At 65.1% G+C, this 16,934-nt stretch carries 19 protein-coding genes; 4 read left to right on the plus strand and 15 right to left on the minus strand.

The genetic code is table 11. The annotated features are described in order from the left end of the window. Positions 1-161: 161 nt before the first annotated feature. A complete protein-coding gene (locus J0J01_RS09020) occupies positions 162-713 on the plus strand; it encodes a hypothetical protein (protein ID WP_296379940.1) in 552 nt (183 codons plus the stop codon). A gap of 117 nt (positions 714-830) precedes the next feature. Here J0J01_RS09020 and J0J01_RS09025 read toward each other — a convergent pair whose 3' ends face one another. The 13 genes from J0J01_RS09025 to J0J01_RS09085 form a co-directional block, all read right to left on the minus strand. Beyond that, a complete protein-coding gene (locus J0J01_RS09025) occupies positions 831-1,604 on the minus strand; it encodes a pentapeptide repeat-containing protein (RefSeq protein WP_296379941.1) in 774 nt (257 codons plus the stop codon). A 225-nt stretch (positions 1,605-1,829) separates the two neighbouring features. Continuing rightward, positions 1,830-1,988, minus strand: coding sequence for a hypothetical protein (locus J0J01_RS09030; protein ID WP_296379942.1), 159 nt, complete (start codon positions 1,986-1,988; stop codon positions 1,830-1,832). A gap of 26 nt (positions 1,989-2,014) precedes the next feature. Continuing rightward, positions 2,015-2,605: a hypothetical protein gene (locus J0J01_RS09035; protein ID WP_296379943.1), complete on the minus strand. Its 591-nt coding sequence runs from the start codon at positions 2,603-2,605 to the stop codon at positions 2,015-2,017. Then, a complete protein-coding gene (locus tag J0J01_RS09040; RefSeq protein ID WP_296379944.1) occupies positions 2,598-2,933 on the minus strand; it encodes a hypothetical protein in 336 nt (111 codons plus the stop codon). The genes J0J01_RS09035 and J0J01_RS09040 overlap by 8 nt, the downstream gene beginning before the upstream one ends. A 16-nt stretch (positions 2,934-2,949) precedes the next feature. Continuing rightward, entirely contained in the window at positions 2,950-3,906 is a 957-nt protein-coding gene (locus tag J0J01_RS09045) for a hypothetical protein (protein ID WP_296379945.1), read from the minus strand. Further along, complete coding sequence (locus tag J0J01_RS09050) at positions 3,903-4,748, minus strand: hypothetical protein (protein WP_296379946.1); 846 nt, start codon at positions 4,746-4,748, stop codon at positions 3,903-3,905. Before J0J01_RS09050 ends, J0J01_RS09045 begins: the two co-directional genes overlap by 4 nt. 96 nt (positions 4,749-4,844) lie before the next feature. Further along, on the minus strand, positions 4,845-6,785 hold the full coding sequence (locus J0J01_RS09055) for a hypothetical protein (protein WP_296379947.1): 1,941 nt from the start codon (positions 6,783-6,785) through the stop codon (positions 4,845-4,847). A 20-nt stretch (positions 6,786-6,805) separates the two neighbouring features. After that, a complete protein-coding gene (locus tag J0J01_RS09060) occupies positions 6,806-7,153 on the minus strand; it encodes a hypothetical protein (RefSeq protein ID WP_296379948.1) in 348 nt (115 codons plus the stop codon). Between the two features lie 1,738 nt (positions 7,154-8,891). Continuing rightward, positions 8,892-9,587 (minus strand): recombinase family protein, encoded by a 696-nt coding sequence (locus J0J01_RS09065; RefSeq protein WP_296379949.1) that lies wholly within the window; start codon positions 9,585-9,587, stop codon positions 8,892-8,894. A gap of 546 nt (positions 9,588-10,133) precedes the next feature. Further along, on the minus strand, positions 10,134-11,216 hold the full coding sequence (locus J0J01_RS09070; RefSeq protein ID WP_296379950.1) for a hypothetical protein: 1,083 nt from the start codon (positions 11,214-11,216) through the stop codon (positions 10,134-10,136). An 86-nt stretch (positions 11,217-11,302) separates the two neighbouring features. Continuing rightward, entirely contained in the window at positions 11,303-12,619 is a 1,317-nt protein-coding gene (locus J0J01_RS09075; RefSeq protein WP_296379951.1) for a tyrosine-type recombinase/integrase, read from the minus strand. 129 nt (positions 12,620-12,748) lie between these two features. Further along, the gene (locus tag J0J01_RS09080) at positions 12,749-13,144 is read right to left on the minus strand and encodes a heme-binding protein (protein ID WP_296379952.1); all 396 of its coding nucleotides are present in this window, start codon (positions 13,142-13,144) and stop codon (positions 12,749-12,751) included. Between the two features lie 26 nt (positions 13,145-13,170). Continuing rightward, on the minus strand, positions 13,171-14,307 hold the full coding sequence (locus tag J0J01_RS09085; protein WP_296379953.1) for a hypothetical protein: 1,137 nt from the start codon (positions 14,305-14,307) through the stop codon (positions 13,171-13,173). 195 nt (positions 14,308-14,502) lie between these two features. Here J0J01_RS09085 and J0J01_RS09090 point away from each other — a divergent pair, with 195 nt between their 5' ends. Beyond that, complete coding sequence (locus tag J0J01_RS09090) at positions 14,503-14,661, plus strand: hypothetical protein (RefSeq protein WP_296379954.1); 159 nt, start codon at positions 14,503-14,505, stop codon at positions 14,659-14,661. A 74-nt stretch (positions 14,662-14,735) separates the two neighbouring features. Here the strand turns inward: J0J01_RS09090 and J0J01_RS09095 are convergent, their stop codons facing one another. Further along, positions 14,736-14,918, minus strand: a complete 183-nt coding sequence (locus J0J01_RS09095) for a hypothetical protein (protein ID WP_296379955.1) — start codon at positions 14,916-14,918, stop codon at positions 14,736-14,738. On the opposite strand from J0J01_RS09095, the gene J0J01_RS09100 reads away from it, so the two are divergent. Both J0J01_RS09100 and J0J01_RS09105 read left to right on the plus strand, forming a co-directional pair. Further along, positions 14,911-15,411 carry a hypothetical protein gene (locus J0J01_RS09100; RefSeq protein WP_296379956.1) on the plus strand — a complete coding sequence of 167 codons (501 nt, stop codon included), beginning with the start codon at positions 14,911-14,913 and terminating at the stop codon, positions 15,409-15,411. The two genes, J0J01_RS09095 and J0J01_RS09100, sit on opposite strands and share 8 nt — an antisense overlap. Beyond that, complete coding sequence (locus J0J01_RS09105; RefSeq protein WP_296379957.1) at positions 15,408-15,983, plus strand: hypothetical protein; 576 nt, start codon at positions 15,408-15,410, stop codon at positions 15,981-15,983. The genes J0J01_RS09100 and J0J01_RS09105 overlap by 4 nt, the downstream gene beginning before the upstream one ends. Before the next feature lie 7 nt (positions 15,984-15,990). Here the strand turns inward: J0J01_RS09105 and J0J01_RS09110 are convergent, their stop codons facing one another. Beyond that, entirely contained in the window at positions 15,991-16,881 is an 891-nt protein-coding gene (locus tag J0J01_RS09110) for an alpha/beta hydrolase (RefSeq protein WP_296379958.1), read from the minus strand. Between the last annotated feature and the right edge of the window lie 53 nt (positions 16,882-16,934).

Here is a 16,934-nt window from a genome sequence, read left to right on the forward strand (position 1 = left end):
CCCGCTTCCGCAACGGGCCGGGACGCTGCGGTAGAGGGGGCCTCCGCGCCCCGGCCCGTTGCAACACCGTCCCTCACGGGACATTCAAAGGCACAGGAGACGCCAGGATTCTCAAGTTAAGCGTGGTCCGAAGAAACAGGGCAGGTCACCAATTCCATCAAGTGCAGCGTCTCGCTCGTCCCCATGTTGTCGGGTTTCCCATTGTCGGCAATGCCCAGGCAGTCAACCTATGCAAGGCAGGCTTCTATGAGCACTGGATGGGGTACATGGAGGTCAATTCAATCGGCCTCAGCATAGGGCAGATAGCCTCAGCCCGTTTGCAAGACCGGCGACCTCAAGCTCCCATACCTGCGCCGGCAAAGCAGCCAGTTAAGCACTTCATCAACCAAAAAATGTTCTACTGGAAGGAGTGCTTCTACACGCGGTCGGACGTAATTCGTTGGCTGGCAAATCGATTCGGCGGTGCCCACCTCGATTTTCGGCGGCAAGCTGATGAACAGCACATTGACGAGATCAAGAACTACTTCGGCCTAGAGATGATCGGCACCAACCACAAGATGCTGATCGGCCAAGAGATCGCCGACGGCCGCGCTGACCCGCAAAGGCGTCCACGCATCTACGACGCAACAGAGCTGATTGCAGCGGACTCGGCCCGCATCTTCGCGATCGGCGTCGCGAGTTCGGCGGCGGCCCTGAACTCCCTGCTGCGGTAGACAGGCTCGCGACGAGCAAGCCCGCCCAACGCGCGAACACGCAGGGCGGGGCCGCTGGGGGCACGCAACATGACATCACATGGGAAAAGGCGGTCGTTGGCCAGCGGTTGTTATTGATTATTCTTGTGGTTCTACCCAACGGTTGGTGCGCCTAGCGTAGGCCTCCGCTTCGGCGCGAGTAATGAAGTGGTAGATACCGCCGGAGAACTCGTCCCATCGGTTCGTCCCCCACTTGTCGCTGCGCACGATATTGCCCGCGCGATATTCAGTCGTACCGTCATGCATCGCCACGCCAACCTCGGCGCCGTACACTTTTAGAACTTGGGCGAACTCCGCTCGTGCTCTCCGCGTCGCCGCGCTACTGCGACGGGCTTCTGCCGGGATCAGGAGCTTCACAATGACTTCGTTCTTGCACTTCTTCCAACCGATGTAGCTGCCGACCTCTGGTACAGCCAGAGGGATGGTTGCCTCGGGGAAGGCCACAGCGTCGCAAAGGCGGACCCCATCAACATCGGCGCCTTCGAGGTTGGCGCCAGCCAAGTTCGCCCCAATGAGTGGGACATCCCGCAAGACAGTACCTTTCAGGATCGCTTGCTTAAGGTCAGCGAACGAGAGGTCTGCTCCTCCGAAATAGCAGCCGCTCATGTCCGCCCCGAACAGCAAGGCGCCTTGAAGATTGGCGCCCTGGAGGATCGCCCCCGACATCAAAGCGCCTTGAAGATTGGCGCCCCGCAGGATCATGCCTCCCATGTAAGCGCCCCGCAGAGTAGCTCCACGCAAGATCGAACTCCTGAGATCGGCGTTGCCGAGATCAGCGCCGGCTAAGTTGGCGCCGGATAGGTCGATGCCGGCAAGGTTCATGCTGGACAGGTCGATGCCGGCAAGACTCACGCCCTCTCTAGCGCTTTCCTCAAGGGCCGCCTTCTTTCGGAGTTCTTCCTCCGAAGGGGCCCGGCAAATGTGCTGTGTTGTGTGGTGCAATTGGTCACGTTTGAGTAAGAGGAAAAAAGGGCCCAGCTTTGGATGCCGGGCCCGCTTGTTGGGACTACTGCAGCCGATTGCCCATATGTGGACTATTCGCGAGCATGCGCTCCCGGCTCTTTGCGTCGTTGACGATCATCGTTTCCGATCCACGTCTCGGTTCACGCGCCGGTACTTGCCGCTCTCGCGGTCCAGCTCGACGAGTCCATAGGCGAACCTAGCGGCGTGGTCGGCGGCCATGACGGTGCCGCGGCCGAACGCCATGCGCTCCCCGGCTTCATACAGCCGGTCCATCTCACGAGCAGGGTAGAGTCGACGCCTCAATGGTACTGGCTCCAGCTCGCAATCTCGGAGTCGATGTCCTGGCCCTTGCCGGGCTTTGAGCCTCGGTCGTCGAACGCATCGTAAATCTTGAGCCCCGCCTTGATCGCGGAACCGCCAACGGCCAGCCAAGGGGCCATGGGGTCGGGCTTCACGGTGGAGCTGATGATCGACTGCGCCTTGGTCCGTGAGGCCTCCGCTTGGTTCGTCAGGTCCTGCTGCGTGGTGGCGTAGTTGTAATCGATGTTGCCGCGAGCGCGGCCTTCCCGCGCCTCGTAGTCGGACATGAGGTTGGCGAAGGATACGCCACCTACACCAGCCTCGCCGGCAGAAGCGTTAGCTCTGCCCTTCACCTCGGCCATCTGCCGGGCAACGTCGAAGCTCTCGCTCTGGGCCTTGTCGGCTTCCTGCTGTTGGCGGGTCTGGATCGAGTTGTAGTTCTGCGCCAGGGCGCGGTTGGCGTTGGCGATGGTCTGGTCATAGTTGGTCGCGACGGCGCCCTGCTTGCTGAAAGCGCTGGCAGCAGAGATGCCGACCGAAGCCAACGATGAGGCGGCCGTCAGGGCGGCGAAGGTGGTGGGTTCACACATGAGGTGTTCCTTGGGAGTTGAGGGAGGCTTGGGCGGCGGCATAGCGCCGGCCAAGGTCGAGTAGGGCCCGGTTACCCTCGACAAGGCCAAGGAGCGCGGTCGCGTTGAGCACGCGGCGGCCCTTGGCTAATTGGTCGAACGCTAGAAGCGCCAGCCCGGGCGTCGTCCCGAACTCGGCGGCGGCTTCTTCAAGAGCGGTGGAGAACGCGGTGCCCTCGGTGGTTCCGAGGCAGCGAACCTCTACGGCACGAGCGAGCGCCGCCAGGGCGTCCGCCAAGAGCGAAGCTGTGAGGGGCGGCGGGACGGTACTGGTTTCGGTGGTGTCCATCGTGATGTCTTTGCTGTTAGCGGACAGAGATGAGGCGCTGCCGCACAGCTACACTCCAAGGCATCTCGCCACGACCTGGGACCTTTACGAGTATCTGCTTGCTCGGAGCATCCCACCGGACTGAGCGGCCGGCAGTGGTGTTCGCTTCCAAGATTCGGGCGGGATCGACTTGGTCAAGGTTCGCTACGAAGTCGATCACGAACGACCCATAGTCGGCCCTGCCGCTCTGGAAGTGCGCATTCATCGCGGCGCGGAAGTCGCTCGATCCGGTGCGCCGGAAGTGCTCGAAGGCTTCCGCGACCATTTCTTCCGATGTGCCAGCCGCTTTCGCTGCGCTGGTCGTCGCCTCCTTCGCATAGGCCGCTTGGACGCTCGCAATCTTAGCCCGCACTTGGGAAGGCTCCATGCCGAGTTCAGCCGCGAGCTGCCCGACCTGTGCGTCAGGGACCTCGCCGCCGTTGTCGATGGCCGCCACAGCAACGCCAATCGAAGCGCCGGGCGCTCGCGTAAGCGCATCGGTGATCGTGGCCTCGCTCTCGTCGTCCAGGCGGGTATTCGGCGTGTCCTGCTGGCGCTCGTCCTGCTGAGGCTGCAGAGGCGGTTTCGGGCCCTTGTCATCCGGGGGAGGAGACGAGGGCGGGGCCGCCGCACCCACGGGCACGATGTGCCCTGCAGGACTGCGGGCGAGGAGCCCCATCGCCATCGCCACGGCGACGCTGGTCTCGCCCATGCCATTGCCCAGGTTGACCACGTCATCCGGCTTGATGGCGGCCGGATCATGTACGGCCATGCCGCTGGTCGTGCGGAATGAAAGCTGGTCGCCGGTCGGGGCCGACATCGGTACGGCGTCCGTCGAGCTGACGCGGCCGCTTCCGACGCGCGTCGAGATGCCGAGGTCGTTGGTCTCGGTTGAGGAGGACTGCGTCGCGTAGACGGCGGCGAGCTGATTGTCTGGAGTTTCGTAGGTGCTCATGTGGTGCTGTTGTTGTTGGAGGTGAGGAAAGGCGCGTCGTCATGGGAGACACGCGCGACGGGACGGAGATCGCCTGTGGCTGAGCGGGAGCCGCCTAGGCGCTTGTTGAGTTCGTCGGCGGCGCGGAAGGCGAGGAGGCCTAGGGCGGCGTTGACGCGGTCGAAGGCGAACCTCCGGACACTGAAGTTGATGCGACCAACGGCGGTGCCGTCCGCGCTGCCGTCTTCGGTGTGCTGACGGGCCCATGCGGGTGCACCGAGGGGCTGCGGATGCAGCAGGAGCTTCGCGGCCTGGTGCTGGAAGTGGGAGTCGTCTCGGAAGCTGCGGCGCTGCGATCTCGGCTCCTCGGCGTCGAGCTGCCGGAACGCATACGCGGCGACCCAACGGGCGACGAAGTCGTCGGGACCGACGCCACCGGCTCGGAGCCGGGCGAGGGCACGGCTGTAACCGGTGTGCGGTCGTCGAGGGTCGGAGCGGCGTGCCGCTTTACCGCTTCCGAACAGCTCGCCGGCTGCCCAGGAGACCGCTGCGTCGATGCCGGGATGCGCTAGACGGAGCTGCTGTCCGACGAACGACGCAGCCTCGACCACCCAGGGACGCCATGTGCCGCGCCGGATGGTTCGAGCGGTGGGATGGCCGGTGGCCTCGTAGTGCCGCGCGTGGGCACGGCAGCGCGACCCGAGTTTCCAGCGGGACCGGTGACAGTCGGGCACGTCGCAGCGGTGTTCCTCGTTCCGGGCTATCTGCCCGGTGAGGGGCCGGCAGTCGGGGGCATGGCGAAGCACAAGCCGGCCGCGTGAGATGCGCGACAAGAGCCCGGACTTGGGCTGGATGTTGTCCATTCTGGTTGTCCTGAGGGCGGGGAGGCCGAGTCGGCCGGCCCGCGAGTTAGACGCCAAGTCCCTAAAGAAGAAGAGCCCCTATTAGGGAGCTGGCGTTTAAGTCGGGTGGGGAGTGAACAGCCGGGCAAGGGAGCGCCCAGACAGCGCCCACGGGACGAGGCTCGAGACATCCCGTAGGGCGTGAGTGAAGGACCGCCCGGCCACGCCGCGCAGTCCTGCCGCATCCTTGAGCTTGCGCGTCGAGATGCGGTCAACATCGCCCGGCAGCCCAGCGAGGAACTGGGCTATCCGGCTGGCCGTGGTCGCCACGGTCCCAGCCTTCGCCTCGCTGTGGACTGGCTCCCAGCCCTTCCAAACGGCGCCCGGCATCACCTCCGAGAGTGCCCCACGGATCGCGGGATCTCGGTGGATGATGTAGCCGGTCATCCGTGAGGCCTTGCCATCTTCGATCACCCGACAGGCCCCTCGGGAGAGTGCCTGATAGATGACGTGACACACCTCGGAGCGGGCGACTTGTCGAATGGTCTTGGACGGTACGTCGGAGCGAAGGTCGTTCGCCTGCCCAATATAAGCCCCCGCGAGGTCGAGCGATGATCGCTGAAGCACGCCGGCCAGGATGACATGACGGCAGTGGGCGAAGGAGTTGAGCGAGGTTTCCATTCCCCACGTCACCACGTTGATGCGGTCGAAGTCCTTCGGTTCGCCGTTCTCGACGCCGCGCACCTTGGCGGTCGTGTCTATGCCAGCCTTCTCAAGGTCGGCCAACATGGTGGAGCGATAGTCCACCCGCTCGCCGTGTTTGTGCTTGAAGACGAAGATCAAGACCGACTCGTCAGGAGGAACGTTCTTCACGATCTCCACCACTTCGCGGGTCGTCCTCCGGTCCCCGTGGTCGCGCTCGAAGTCTCGACGCATCGACTCCCGACCGCCGGCAACGAACATCTGATGAAGAGCGACGTTGTCGAAGGTCTTGAGCTGGGACAGCGACACCCCAATACGCTTCACGGCAGGTAGATGTTGCTCGGCGTCGCGGATGGTGCTGTCGGCTTTCACGAGTGCGCGGATGGGATAGCTCGCGTCCAACACGATGATGTTGCGAAGCTCGGCCGGCACTGAGACCTCGTACCAAACCGCGCCGCCGTCATCCGTAGGTAGGACGCGGAGCTGTTCCTTCGCGAGGTCCAGCAAGGTGAACAAGGGTGCCACCGCAGGGCGGCGGGGCAGCATTCGGCGGAACTCCCCGAGTTGCTGGTCGTCGATCTCGGGGAGGGCGATCACGGTGGGTTCGTTTGGTGTGGCCCGTGCGGTGTCCAGCGCGTCGTGAATCGCCTGCTGCGCCTGGGTGAGGTAGGCAAGACACGGCGCATAGCCGGTGTTGTCTAACCAGAGACCTTGGAGAAATCCCAACGCGGCCCTCAGCTCACGCACCGACACACCTTTGGCGTCCGACGCGATCAAGCTCTCGTCGTACAGCATCAGGTCACGCGGCCGGCCCTGGTAGGAGTTGAATCGGGCGAGGCCTGTCCGCGACCGGACGCGAGCATGCGAGACGAGCATGATTTGACGCTCGGAGTTGTCATCGGTGCGGGGCTCGGAATACCTGCCCCCGTCCGCGTACAGCAGGCCGATGCGCTCCTCAGGGATACCGTGGGTGATCATGTCCCGCTTGAGCTGGCACAGGGCCTCGACCTTGGAGGCTGCGACCGACACCGAGATGTGGTCATGGCCCTGGCTCACGAGCGCGGCGCACCACGCGATGATGGCCGAGGTCTTGCCCATGCCGGTCGGAAGGCCGAACGCCCAGCGGCCAGGAAGCTTGCCCTGTGCCGACTCGGTGAAGAGGCCGAGCATGGCGAACAAGGCGGCGCGGTGCTGTTCAGACAGGCGATTGCCGTTGGCGCAGAGGTGTGCCTCCAGCCGAGCGAAGCTCCCCCGCGTCAATGCGCCGTGAGAGATGCCGTTGTGCACGGTGTTGATGCCGGCGCGTGCGGCTTGCTTCGCTGCCGCTCGTCGGGCGGCGCGATTGAGGGTCGCCATTCGGTTCTCCTGGGGAGGCTTTAGGGTGTTGAGGGGTGGGCGGATTCGTCGTCCTCGGCAGGCGCGAAGGATTCACCCGCATGGGCTACCCGTTCGATACCTATTTCGGCGTCCTCGAAGACGGGGAGCTTCGCGAATAGCTCACCCATCCTTTTGGTCATGCCAACCCCGCGCTGAAGAGCGGTGCTGTCGACGCCGTTGTCAGCGAGGAAGGCACGCGCGACGTTCAACAAGGCGGCGGAAGGCTTCTTCTGGAGCGCGGCCAAGAGGGCGATCGCCTGTGCTCCCCAGATGTGGGCTAGAAGCTCCTCGCGGTCGGCTCCAGTCGTCGGCAAATTGGGCAGCGAGTTGAAAACGTCGTCGCTCACGGCGCGACCCTGGTTTCGCCCCGGCGCTCGCGGACGGCGAGAAGTTCAGCCCGAAGACGGGCTTCTTCGACGGGGTCGCGAAGTGCCTGCGTGCACTTCTCCGCGAGGAGATTGAGAGCAAGGCGCAGCACGAGCGGGTTGGAAACGGGCCGCCCAACGTGCAGTGAGAGCGTAGCCCGAACGGCAGTAAGGCCAGCGTGCTCAAGTCTGGTCATCCAGATGCGCTGCTTTACGTGCTGGCCGCGACGGGACCGCAGCTTGGTTGCCGGCGAGCTTGGCAGCGAGTTACGCGTATCGGTGGCAAAGGGCGCTGTCTCGCAAGGCCTGTAGGCCCGCGATGATGGCCGCCCGGTCATTGTCGGTGATGTCCATGGTGGTGTCTGGTGATGTGCGATGGGAAGACCGTTCCACGCGTGGACACATCCACTGGTGGAACAAAGTAGGAAAGATCGTTCTGGAGTTGCACCCTCATCGGACCTACAGTCCGCCGCACTCCGACGGTTCGGAGTGGAATGGAGCGGAGATGATTGAGCGGATGCGGGATGCGTTGGGGCAATTCAGGTTCGAGATGTACGGGCGCCTAGGAAATGGCTTCGGGCTGTACGTGCGAGTGCCTTGGCTTGGCTCGGCGTACGTCGGCCACGGCATGACCACGTTCGACTCTTGGGGCACGTTGCGTGCAGCCCCCGGTGAACGGCTAGGCGGCCTCTAGTCCGTTTGGGGACATTGCCGCGAACTTAAGCGGGCGCTGTTGCAAGGATGTCATTGCCTTGTCGCAGCGCCCGCTTTCGTTTCCGCTCCACTGTTAACCCACGGCCGCGCCGTGCACCTGAACCTAGCGGTCGCGACAGCGGGGGCTTGGGAGAGGTCCTCGGGTTGTGATCATGCACGCCCCTAGAAGAGCCCGAGGTTCTAGGCTGTGCTATGGTGGGTGGTAATGGCCCCATGCGGGTACTCGACCGGCAGGGGCTACGCCATGACAGACACAGCGGACCGCCACGCGCACTACCCCGCGCCACCAGATGCCCCGCCGTGGGCCTGCGGAGTCCACTAGAGGGCATCAGGGGCCGGGCCTAGGGCGGACCTAGCAGCGAGCCGCCATCGACTCTGTACGGGCAGGAAAAGGGCCGCCGCGCGTTGCTCCGCTGTGCGAGTCCGCCCCCGGTCTTGCGCTTGGTGGGCGGCCGGGTCCGATGGTACACGCGCGTCCCCAACGGAGGGCACGCACGCCATGGAAGTCCTAGGCGCACTGCAAGCGCGGCGGGTAGTCGATGTGCGGCCGGGCGAGGTGTTCGTAGGTAACTACGGCGGCGCCAATGGCGTCCTCGCAATGATCGTCCGAAGGGTTCCCGCGGAACGGCCCAGCCGATGCGTCGTGCTATCGCCGCCGAGCAAAGGGGTGCCGTCCCTCGTCGAGTTACAGGACGCGGTTCTGGCAGTACTCCCCGACGTCTTCATAGGGCCCGAGGGGCATCCGACCAAGACCTCCGGGGGCCAGCGGGCGACAGCGGGCGGGCTCTTCCTGACGCCCCGCGCAGCCTACGTCGGAGCGCAGCATGGGGCGAGCACGGTTTGGGTAGACATCGCAACGGGCCTGCTCGTTGAGCATGCTGGTGAAGAACAGCCGGGCTTGTTGTTTATGGCTTGGGACCTTGGAGTACCCAAGCTTCCGCCAACGGAGTGGCTCTATAAATTCGACTTGAGCAGCCAGCGACAGAAGGATGCGGCGAACGCGGGCCTAGAGCCCTAGTCGGCCGCGCAGCCGCGCCACGCCCATCGGGTGCCATGACCCGCCGCGCGGCGCCTCGATCTCTCTCGTGTTCAACTCTGCCGCGACTGCCGAGTGCGAGGTGTGCCCGCCCGCCAGCACATCCGCCAACGTCTCGCGCAACTGTTCGGCCCGCTGTGAGGCAGCAGCCTTGACCGCCGCGACTGCCGCGCGGTTCCCCTTGCGAGCCCTACGGAGCGCCTGAGCGCCGTTGGGATTGCCGAGCGTGCGGCCCTCCTTGGCGAGGCGACGACGCGCTACAGCCAGCGCGGCTTTCGTTCGTTGGCCGATCAACTCGCGCTCCCGTTGGGCGATCACGGCCATGATACCGACCACCGTCTCATCCGCGTTCGGTAGGTCCGCCGCGACGAAGCGCACGCCACTGTCGCGGAGTTGGAGGAGGAACGCGGCACTCCTCGACAACCTGTCTAGCTTCGCGATCACGAGCCGAGCGCCGCTCACCTTGGCGCGAGTGATCGCTCGTTGCAGCTCGGGGCGGTCGTTCCGCTTGCCGCTCTCCACCTCGACGTATTCGGCCAGCAGTCGGCCGCCTTGGTTGCGCACCAGTGCCGTCACCGCGTCGCGTTGGGCGTCGATGCCGAGCCCGTCACGGCCCTGCCGCGCCGTCGACACCCGCAGATACGCCACCCACTTCGTCTCGCCCATGTAGTTCTGCCTCCGCTTCACAAAGCGCCTAACGACGGTTGCGCGGATTGATAAGGCCCGGCTGGTGCCCTGTCTCTGCGGCGGCGTGACTCACTTCGATTGGCTCGGCTCCCAGCGCGGTCCATGATCCCGCTGAGGTTGTGGCGGGGAGGGAAGGCATGGGACCGGATGATGCTGTGACGCGGGCGCTGCGTTCCTGGGGATGGGTGTTCAAGTACGGAGGCATCGCTCTGGCGCTGTGGATCGCGTTCGGCATGGCCGAGAAGGCGATGGAAGGCCTGCGAGCCCAAGGGCGTGCAGAGGTCTGCGAGCAGATCGGTTGGCGTCACCCAGTGTGCTGGAGAGGGAAGCCCTGACGCTCGCTGTCGTCCGGGTGCCCGGCCGCGACCTAGTGACTCACCTTTCGTGGTGACGTTGCTAAGGGCATCGGCCGCAGCGATGTGCCCGGAACCGTGCCCAGAACCCAGCCGCGCGACCGCCGCAGGGCACAAGGCACGCGCGTTGGGGGCACCGGGGGGAGCGGCGCAGCGAGCCGTATCGCGGGGATCAAACAGATTTTTGCTTCGGAATATTCGGCAAGCGTGGATCAGCAATGTACTCGCCTTCATGGAAGAGGGTGCTGAATCCTTTGTCATCCATTGCGTCATCCGAAATGGGATCAGATGCGCCCGACATGAAGAGCTTGCCCCGCCACGGCTGCAGCGCGAAGCGCAGATACTTTCCCCGGATCGCCGGGTCCAAGCCAATAAGCTGCGGATCACTAGGGGGCTCAGCGCGGAGAATCAGACGTTCCTTCGCGGCGTCTATATCGGACATGAAAGAGGGCCGGGGATGAAGGCGGTCGTTTAGGTATGACAACTCTGCGAACACCTCTCGGAGCTGAATTGGGCTAAGCGGGCCGGTGATCCTACTGAGATGGCCCGTATAGTAAGCTCCTGCCTTTCCGCAGTCGTTGAGAGCTGCCACGAAGCCAACGCCATCGAAGCGCAACAGTACGGTTTGGGTTTCATAGATATCGAAATAGTCGAACTTCTCCTGGGCGTCGGCGGCAGGTAGCGCCCAGAGAGAGCCGATGTTCCAACTGTCGACCGGCGCACCAACGTAGATGTTTCGCACCAGCGTGTGGATATGGTGGAGCGCGTGCCACTCATAGAGGTCTGCAATGCGCTTACTTCCTTTACGCTTGTCCAGATGAAACCGGAGATGCCGGTCGTACAAGTGTGTCTTGAGAAATATGAGAGCCATCCAAACAAACAACATCATTGCAGCGCTGGGGCTTTGGATGAGCTTTCGACTTTCGCTTGGGCCCCGCGCCACGGCCTCACTTATCGGCTCTTCGACGCTTGTTCCCAGCAAGGCGTTGCAATCCACGCAGCACGGCACCTTGTACCTGCCATAGGGGAGTTGGATGCCATTGGGCAGCGTGATCTTACGGTCGTACAAATCGTACCGACGCAGCGCCCATTGCGGAATGACATGCTCATCGTTGAATTCAATTGCCGCCCTGTCGCGGCCACAGATGAAGCAGCAATGTCCGAGCCCGATGTCGCTTATGAAGCGGGTGGGGCTGAAATAGATGACTTTACCATCGTCTGCGACAATCGACCCGTCGGCCGTCTTAATCCACATTGATCTCGCCTCTTGGTCGTCCACCGTCTTTGCGTCAGCAGCCGGGGCCTCTTGCGCAAACAGCCCACGGGAGCGGCCCCGTGGGGTCACATGGGATATCGGAGCTTCGCCAGCGCGGCCCGCTTGACTGCGAGCGTTGCACCGCCCGAGTACAGTCCATACGTGATGCGCGGCTTCTCGTGGCCCACGATGTCCGCCGCGAGGTTCTCCGAGACGCCTGCGTTCTCCAGCAGCGTCACCACCGTTTTACGGATCGAGTGGAATACGTGGCTCTTGCCGAACCCCGCCGCCTTCTTGAGGCGACCGAAGCGCTTGCCAATCGCGTTCGACCTGTCACCAAACTTGTTCGGCTTGAGATCGGCCAGGACGTAGCCGTCGCGGCGATCTCCGATGAGGCGCCGCATGGTGGGCAGGAGGCTCTCGTGGATTGGCACCTCGCGGATGCCGGCCTCCGTCTTGGCGTCTGACACGGAGAACGCTTTCCCCTTGAGGCCCACCTCTGCGACCTTGAGGGCACACAGTTCCTCAATGCGTGCACCGGACCACATGCCGAGGTCGATGAGGTCGGCCAGTTCCTTGTCACCTTCCTTCGCGGCCAGCTTCTTAAGCGTGACCACCTGGGTAGGAGAGAAGGGCACCCAGCTCTTGCCCTTGCGGGCCGTCGAGGGCGGCGACAGGCCCGCGAACGGATCGGCGGCAGTGATGCCCTGCTCTCGGAGGTACTTCCAGTAGCCCCGCAGGAACGACAGGATGCGCCCAATGGTCTTGGCCGATGCACCACCCTTGGCGAGCCCAGACAGCCACTTGGCCGCGGCGGGGCCGCCCACGTCCTGCACATGCGCAAATTGCTTCCCGAGCTTCAAGACCTCCGCCCGTTTCATGGCCTTGGTCTTGTCGGTGTCGTCGATGGCCGCCAACCATTCGTCTAAGTGTTCGGTGAGGGGGATAATCCGGCCAGTTGCTAGATGCGCGAACCGGATAGCCTCGTCCGCCGCTGCCTCGTCGCCGCGCGTCAACGCCCGCTCCGCGCGGTCGCGGGCAAGGTCTCCCACATGGTCCTTGAGGCTCTCCCGTTCTTCGTCGGTGTTTGCGTTGCGGATCAGCGCTCGGAAGAACAGGGCCTCCTTGTCGTCCGCGACTGCTGCGGCTTCGCCGTCTATCTGCCGCTTCCAATCGTGTAGCCAAAGGATATTGGCGAGCCGTTCAGCTTGTGATTTGTTGCTTGTGCCGAGCGACTTCGAGAGGCGGCGGCCTAGCTTGTCGTGAAGGCGGCGCGGGACATCGTGCAGCGCCCAATAGGTCTGGTGACGTTTGACGAGATACATGACTCTCCGCCGGGTTCCACACAGGAATTCCACACAGCCATAGAGCCCGGATTCGTAGATTTCAAGCAGCTTGGGCACTCAGGCGGGGCGAGTCGGTAAATCCCTTCCTCTCCGCCATTACCCCAAGTGTGAACGATCTCTGGGATCGCGGCTGGCCAGCAAGAGCTCAACTGCCGCCGGCTTCCGCGAAGGCCGGTCGGGCGGGCGTCAGAGCTTTTCAACCCCGGCGCGGGCACAATCCTCGTCTTCTTGTGCGGACCCACCGCCGACGCCGCAGGCACCGATCGGCACCCCTTGGCGGAAGATGGGCACGGCGCCCTGGCCATAGAACATGTGGTTGCCTTCGGCCGCGGCGATGCCGCGCAAGGTCGGATGGTCGGCACGTGGCGTCAGATCGCCGCTCGGGCGTCCGAAGGCAGCCGAAGCCATGGCCTTGCCCTGGCTGCCGAAGGAGCCAGCCCACATGGCGCCATCCATGCGCTGAAAGGCAAGCAGCCGTCCGCCGGCATCGCACACGGCGATGTTCATCTTGGCGCCGATCTGGTCGGCCTTCTCGATGGCGCCGGCGATTACCCGATTGGCATCCGCGAGGGTGAGGGTCATGAGGGCAATCCTTTCCGGTCGGGAGCTCACCAGGATGCTGGCGCGCGCTCGAGGATCGACAGGCCTCGATTGCGATCGATCAGGTAGATCAAGCCTCGATGGTCGACGAAGACGTCGTTGCTGCAGACGCGCTGGGCCCCCGCGGGCACGTCCGGCATCCACCAGGCAGCCTGCCTCATCGACAGGGGATTGGAGATGTCGATCACCCGGAGCCCGTTGGCGAACCAGGCGGCGGGGACCTCGTTGCCGGTGATGGTTTCGACGGGCTGGTGGCACGCCGTCATCAGGGGCGTCTCGATCCCGACCAATTCCGGCAGCTGGAAACAACTGACCGGTATCGGACGGGTCTCGTCGGTGATGTTCACCATCCAGAGCATCGCGGGCAGCTCTGGCGAGAGCTTGGGATCCAGGGGCTGCACGTGCTCGTCGGCGACGAGCATCCAGCGATGGCCGGCGATCGGCACATCGATCGGAACCAGGCTGTGCGTCGGCCAGCCGAACGGCGGACTCCAGTCGAGGCTGGCGATCAGCTTCGGCTTCGTCATGTCGCTGATGTCGAGGATGACACCGCCGCCGTACCAGTAGCTGACATACAGGCGATCGCCGCGCCGGATCGGATGGTGGCAGCGGTGGTTCTTCGCCTTCCAGCTTGGCGTTTCGCCGCCGGCGACCCACTGCCCTTGCATCCACCAGCGGCCGACCTCTTCAGGGCTGGTCGGATCCTTGAGGTCGAGGATCATGACGATGGTTCCGACATAGCCCTCCTGCTCCGTGGAAATGTAGGCGTAGCGGCCGTCGAAGGTGAAACGGTGCACACCCATCCCGGCGCACGGCCAATGGCAGATGTCGCGCGGGTTGCTCGGTCGGCTGACGTCGAAGATGCGCAGCCCGACGAAATCACCGGCCGGCTTCTCGCCCCGCGTACGCTCGCGGTTCACCACCATGACGTCATTCGCTACGCGTACCTTGTGGGAATGCAACCCCGGCGGAATATCGATCGAAGCGACGACCCTTGGATGCGCCGGATCTTCGACGTCGATGACGGTGGTGCCGTGCGGCGGCTGCATGTGTCCGACATAGGCGTAGTTGCCGTTCAGGACGACTTGGCCGCCACCGGGGATGTCGACCCAGGCAACCTCGCGAATGCCGGAACCGTGACCCATGGTGTTCTCCCCCTCAGTCGTTCCGACGCACCGGGCCAACAGCCTTGGCCGGCTGGTCTCCATGCCGGAGTACAGACATCGCCGTGCCGAGGTGCAGCGTCTCCCCTGTCGACATGGCCCGAATAGACGGCCCCGTCCGGGGCAGCCTGCCGCGGAAGGTTAGGCCCTGGCGTCGACCGGCCGCAATGGCGAAAGGTGTCGGGTGCGCTGCCGCGGGCGCAGCAAATCCGCGTGCAGATGCAGCGGCACGGCTTCGTGGCGCGCTCGTCGACGCCGGGAGAATTGGCGGCCTACATGAAGGACCAGCTTGCCGTCTGGAACACGGCGCCGCGGACCGCCGGCCTGATCCCGTAGGAGCGCGTCGCGCGGCGACATCCCTACTTGCTGTTGCAATGGATACCGGCAATATGGTTGCGCGGCGGTTGGGCCTACCGGACAGCGTGAAGCCGGAGTCCATCGGCCATCATCGTGGCGTTGCCGGTGATCGGCGATGCCGTCGGGGGAGTCGGCGGATTGGCACGTTCGAGCGCAATCATCTTGGCTTGCTCGGTCCTTCTGAGCGGCTGCGCGTCGATCTTCGAAGGCACCACGCAGCAGATTTCGGTGAACACCACGCCGTCCGGCGCGCGCTGCACGTTCTGGAAGAACGGCGCGCTGATCGCTGACGTCGCCGCGACGCCCGGCTCGGTGCAGATCCGCAAGAGCAAGGACGACCTGTTCATCGTCTGCGACAAGCCGGGCTACGCCTCGGCGACCTTCGTGAACAAGTCGGGCCTGGCGATGGCGACCATCGCCAACGTGCTCACCGCCGGGCTCGCCTGGGCGGTCGATTCCAGCCGCGGCGCCGACAACAAGTACCAGGGCGAGGTCAGCATGGCGCTGGTCCCGACCGCGACGCCGGCGCCGATCGAACGGCCGTACGCGCCGCCGCCGGCCGCGCCCGCGACGGTTGCCCAACCGCGGCCGGCGGCGCCGCCGGCGCCGCCGCCGCCGGCTCCCGTGGCAGCGCCTGCAGCCCAGCAGCTCGAGTGCGCCGCGGCCGACGGCTCGCGCATCCGCGTCAGCGGCTCGGCGTGCCCGGCGGGCTGGACGGTGGCGCGATGAGCGGCTGGGTGAACGGCGCCATCGCGGCTGCGGTTGTCCTCGCCGGAGCGACAGGCGCCGGCGCGCAGGGTCCGCCCGCCTGCCCGGCGCCGGGAACGATCTACACGTTCAGCGATTCCAGCAGCATCCAGGCGCTTGCGGGGGCGGCCGCGCCGTTCTGCCGCTTCGCCAATCTCAACGGCGGCCAGCAGGTCGACCTGTTCCTCGGCGCCTTCAGCGCCGGCTCGCCGATCGTGCAGGCCAACATCGACGTGCTGAAGGCGTTTCTGCCGCTGCAGGTCGGCAAGACGGCGCATCTCGCTCGTGTCGGCTCGGGCGACCGCGGCTGGCAGGCCACGGTGCTGGTCGAGAAGCAGGAGACTGTCGAGGTGCCGGTCGGCCGGCTCGCCTGCTACGTCCTGCTGTGGAGCGAGCCGAGCGGGCAGGGCAAATGGGAGCGCCGCTGGTGGTATTGCCCGTCGCTCGAATACGTCGCCAAGTACACCGCCCAGTTCGAGGTCGTCGGCGCCGGCGGCAAGCCCTTGTCCTCGCAGCCCACCAGCTGGGAGCTGATGGGCGTGCGAGTCCCCTGAGCCGTCGTCAGGCGCAGCCGCTGCGGATGAAGGCGCCGATCTCGGCGCAGGCTTCGCCGCCCTCGGACAGGATCGGCGCGAACAGCGGGAAGACATGCAGCATGTTCGGCCACACCGCGAGGCGCACCGCGACGCCGGCGCGGTGCAGCTTCTGGGCGATGCGCGTGGCGTCGTCGAGCAGCGTCTCGGCGGTGCCGACCTGGATCAGGATCGGCGGCAGGCCGGCGAGCTCGGAATGCAGCGGCGCGGCGAGGGGAGTCCGCGGATCGGCGCCATTCAGGTAAAGCCCGGCCATCCAGAGCAGGCCTTCCTTCTGCACCATCGGATCGTCCGACGCGCGCGCGGTGATGCTGGTGCCGACGCCTTCGAGATCGACCCACGGCGAGATCGCGACGGCGCAGGCCGGCAGCCCGAGCTTGCGGTCGCGCAGGTTGACCAGCGTCGCGATGGTCAGTCCGCCGCCCGCCGAATCGCCGGCGATCGCCAGGCGCTGCGGCGCGAAGCCCTGGCTCAGCAGCCAGCTCCAGGCCTCGGCCGCGTCGTCGATCGCCGCCGGAAACGGGTGCTCGGGCGCCAGGCGATAGTCGATCGCCAGCACGCGCGCGCCCGACGCGGCGGAGATGTTGTAGGCCAGCCGCCGATGGGTGTTGATCGAGCCGATGACGTAGCCGCCGCCATGCAGGAACAGCACCGCGCGGGTCGGATCGCAGCCCGGCGCATCGACCCATTCGGCGGCCACGCTGCCGGCCTTGACGGGCTCGCACTTGGCCTCGGCCGGGCGGCCGAGCAGCTCGCCCATCTTCTCGAAGCGCGCGCGGGACTGGCCGACGTCCTGCACGGCCGGCGCAGGACGGGAGCGCAACAGGGTGATCAGGCTGTCGAGCTGGGCGACGGTCATGGCGGTTCCTCCAGTGTCTCCCACAGGCTAGCATGCGGCCGTTCTTTGCAAAG

Source organism: Reyranella sp., from assembly GCF_017305915.1.
In the GTDB taxonomy this organism is placed as follows: Bacteria; Pseudomonadota; Alphaproteobacteria; order Reyranellales; family Reyranellaceae; genus Reyranella.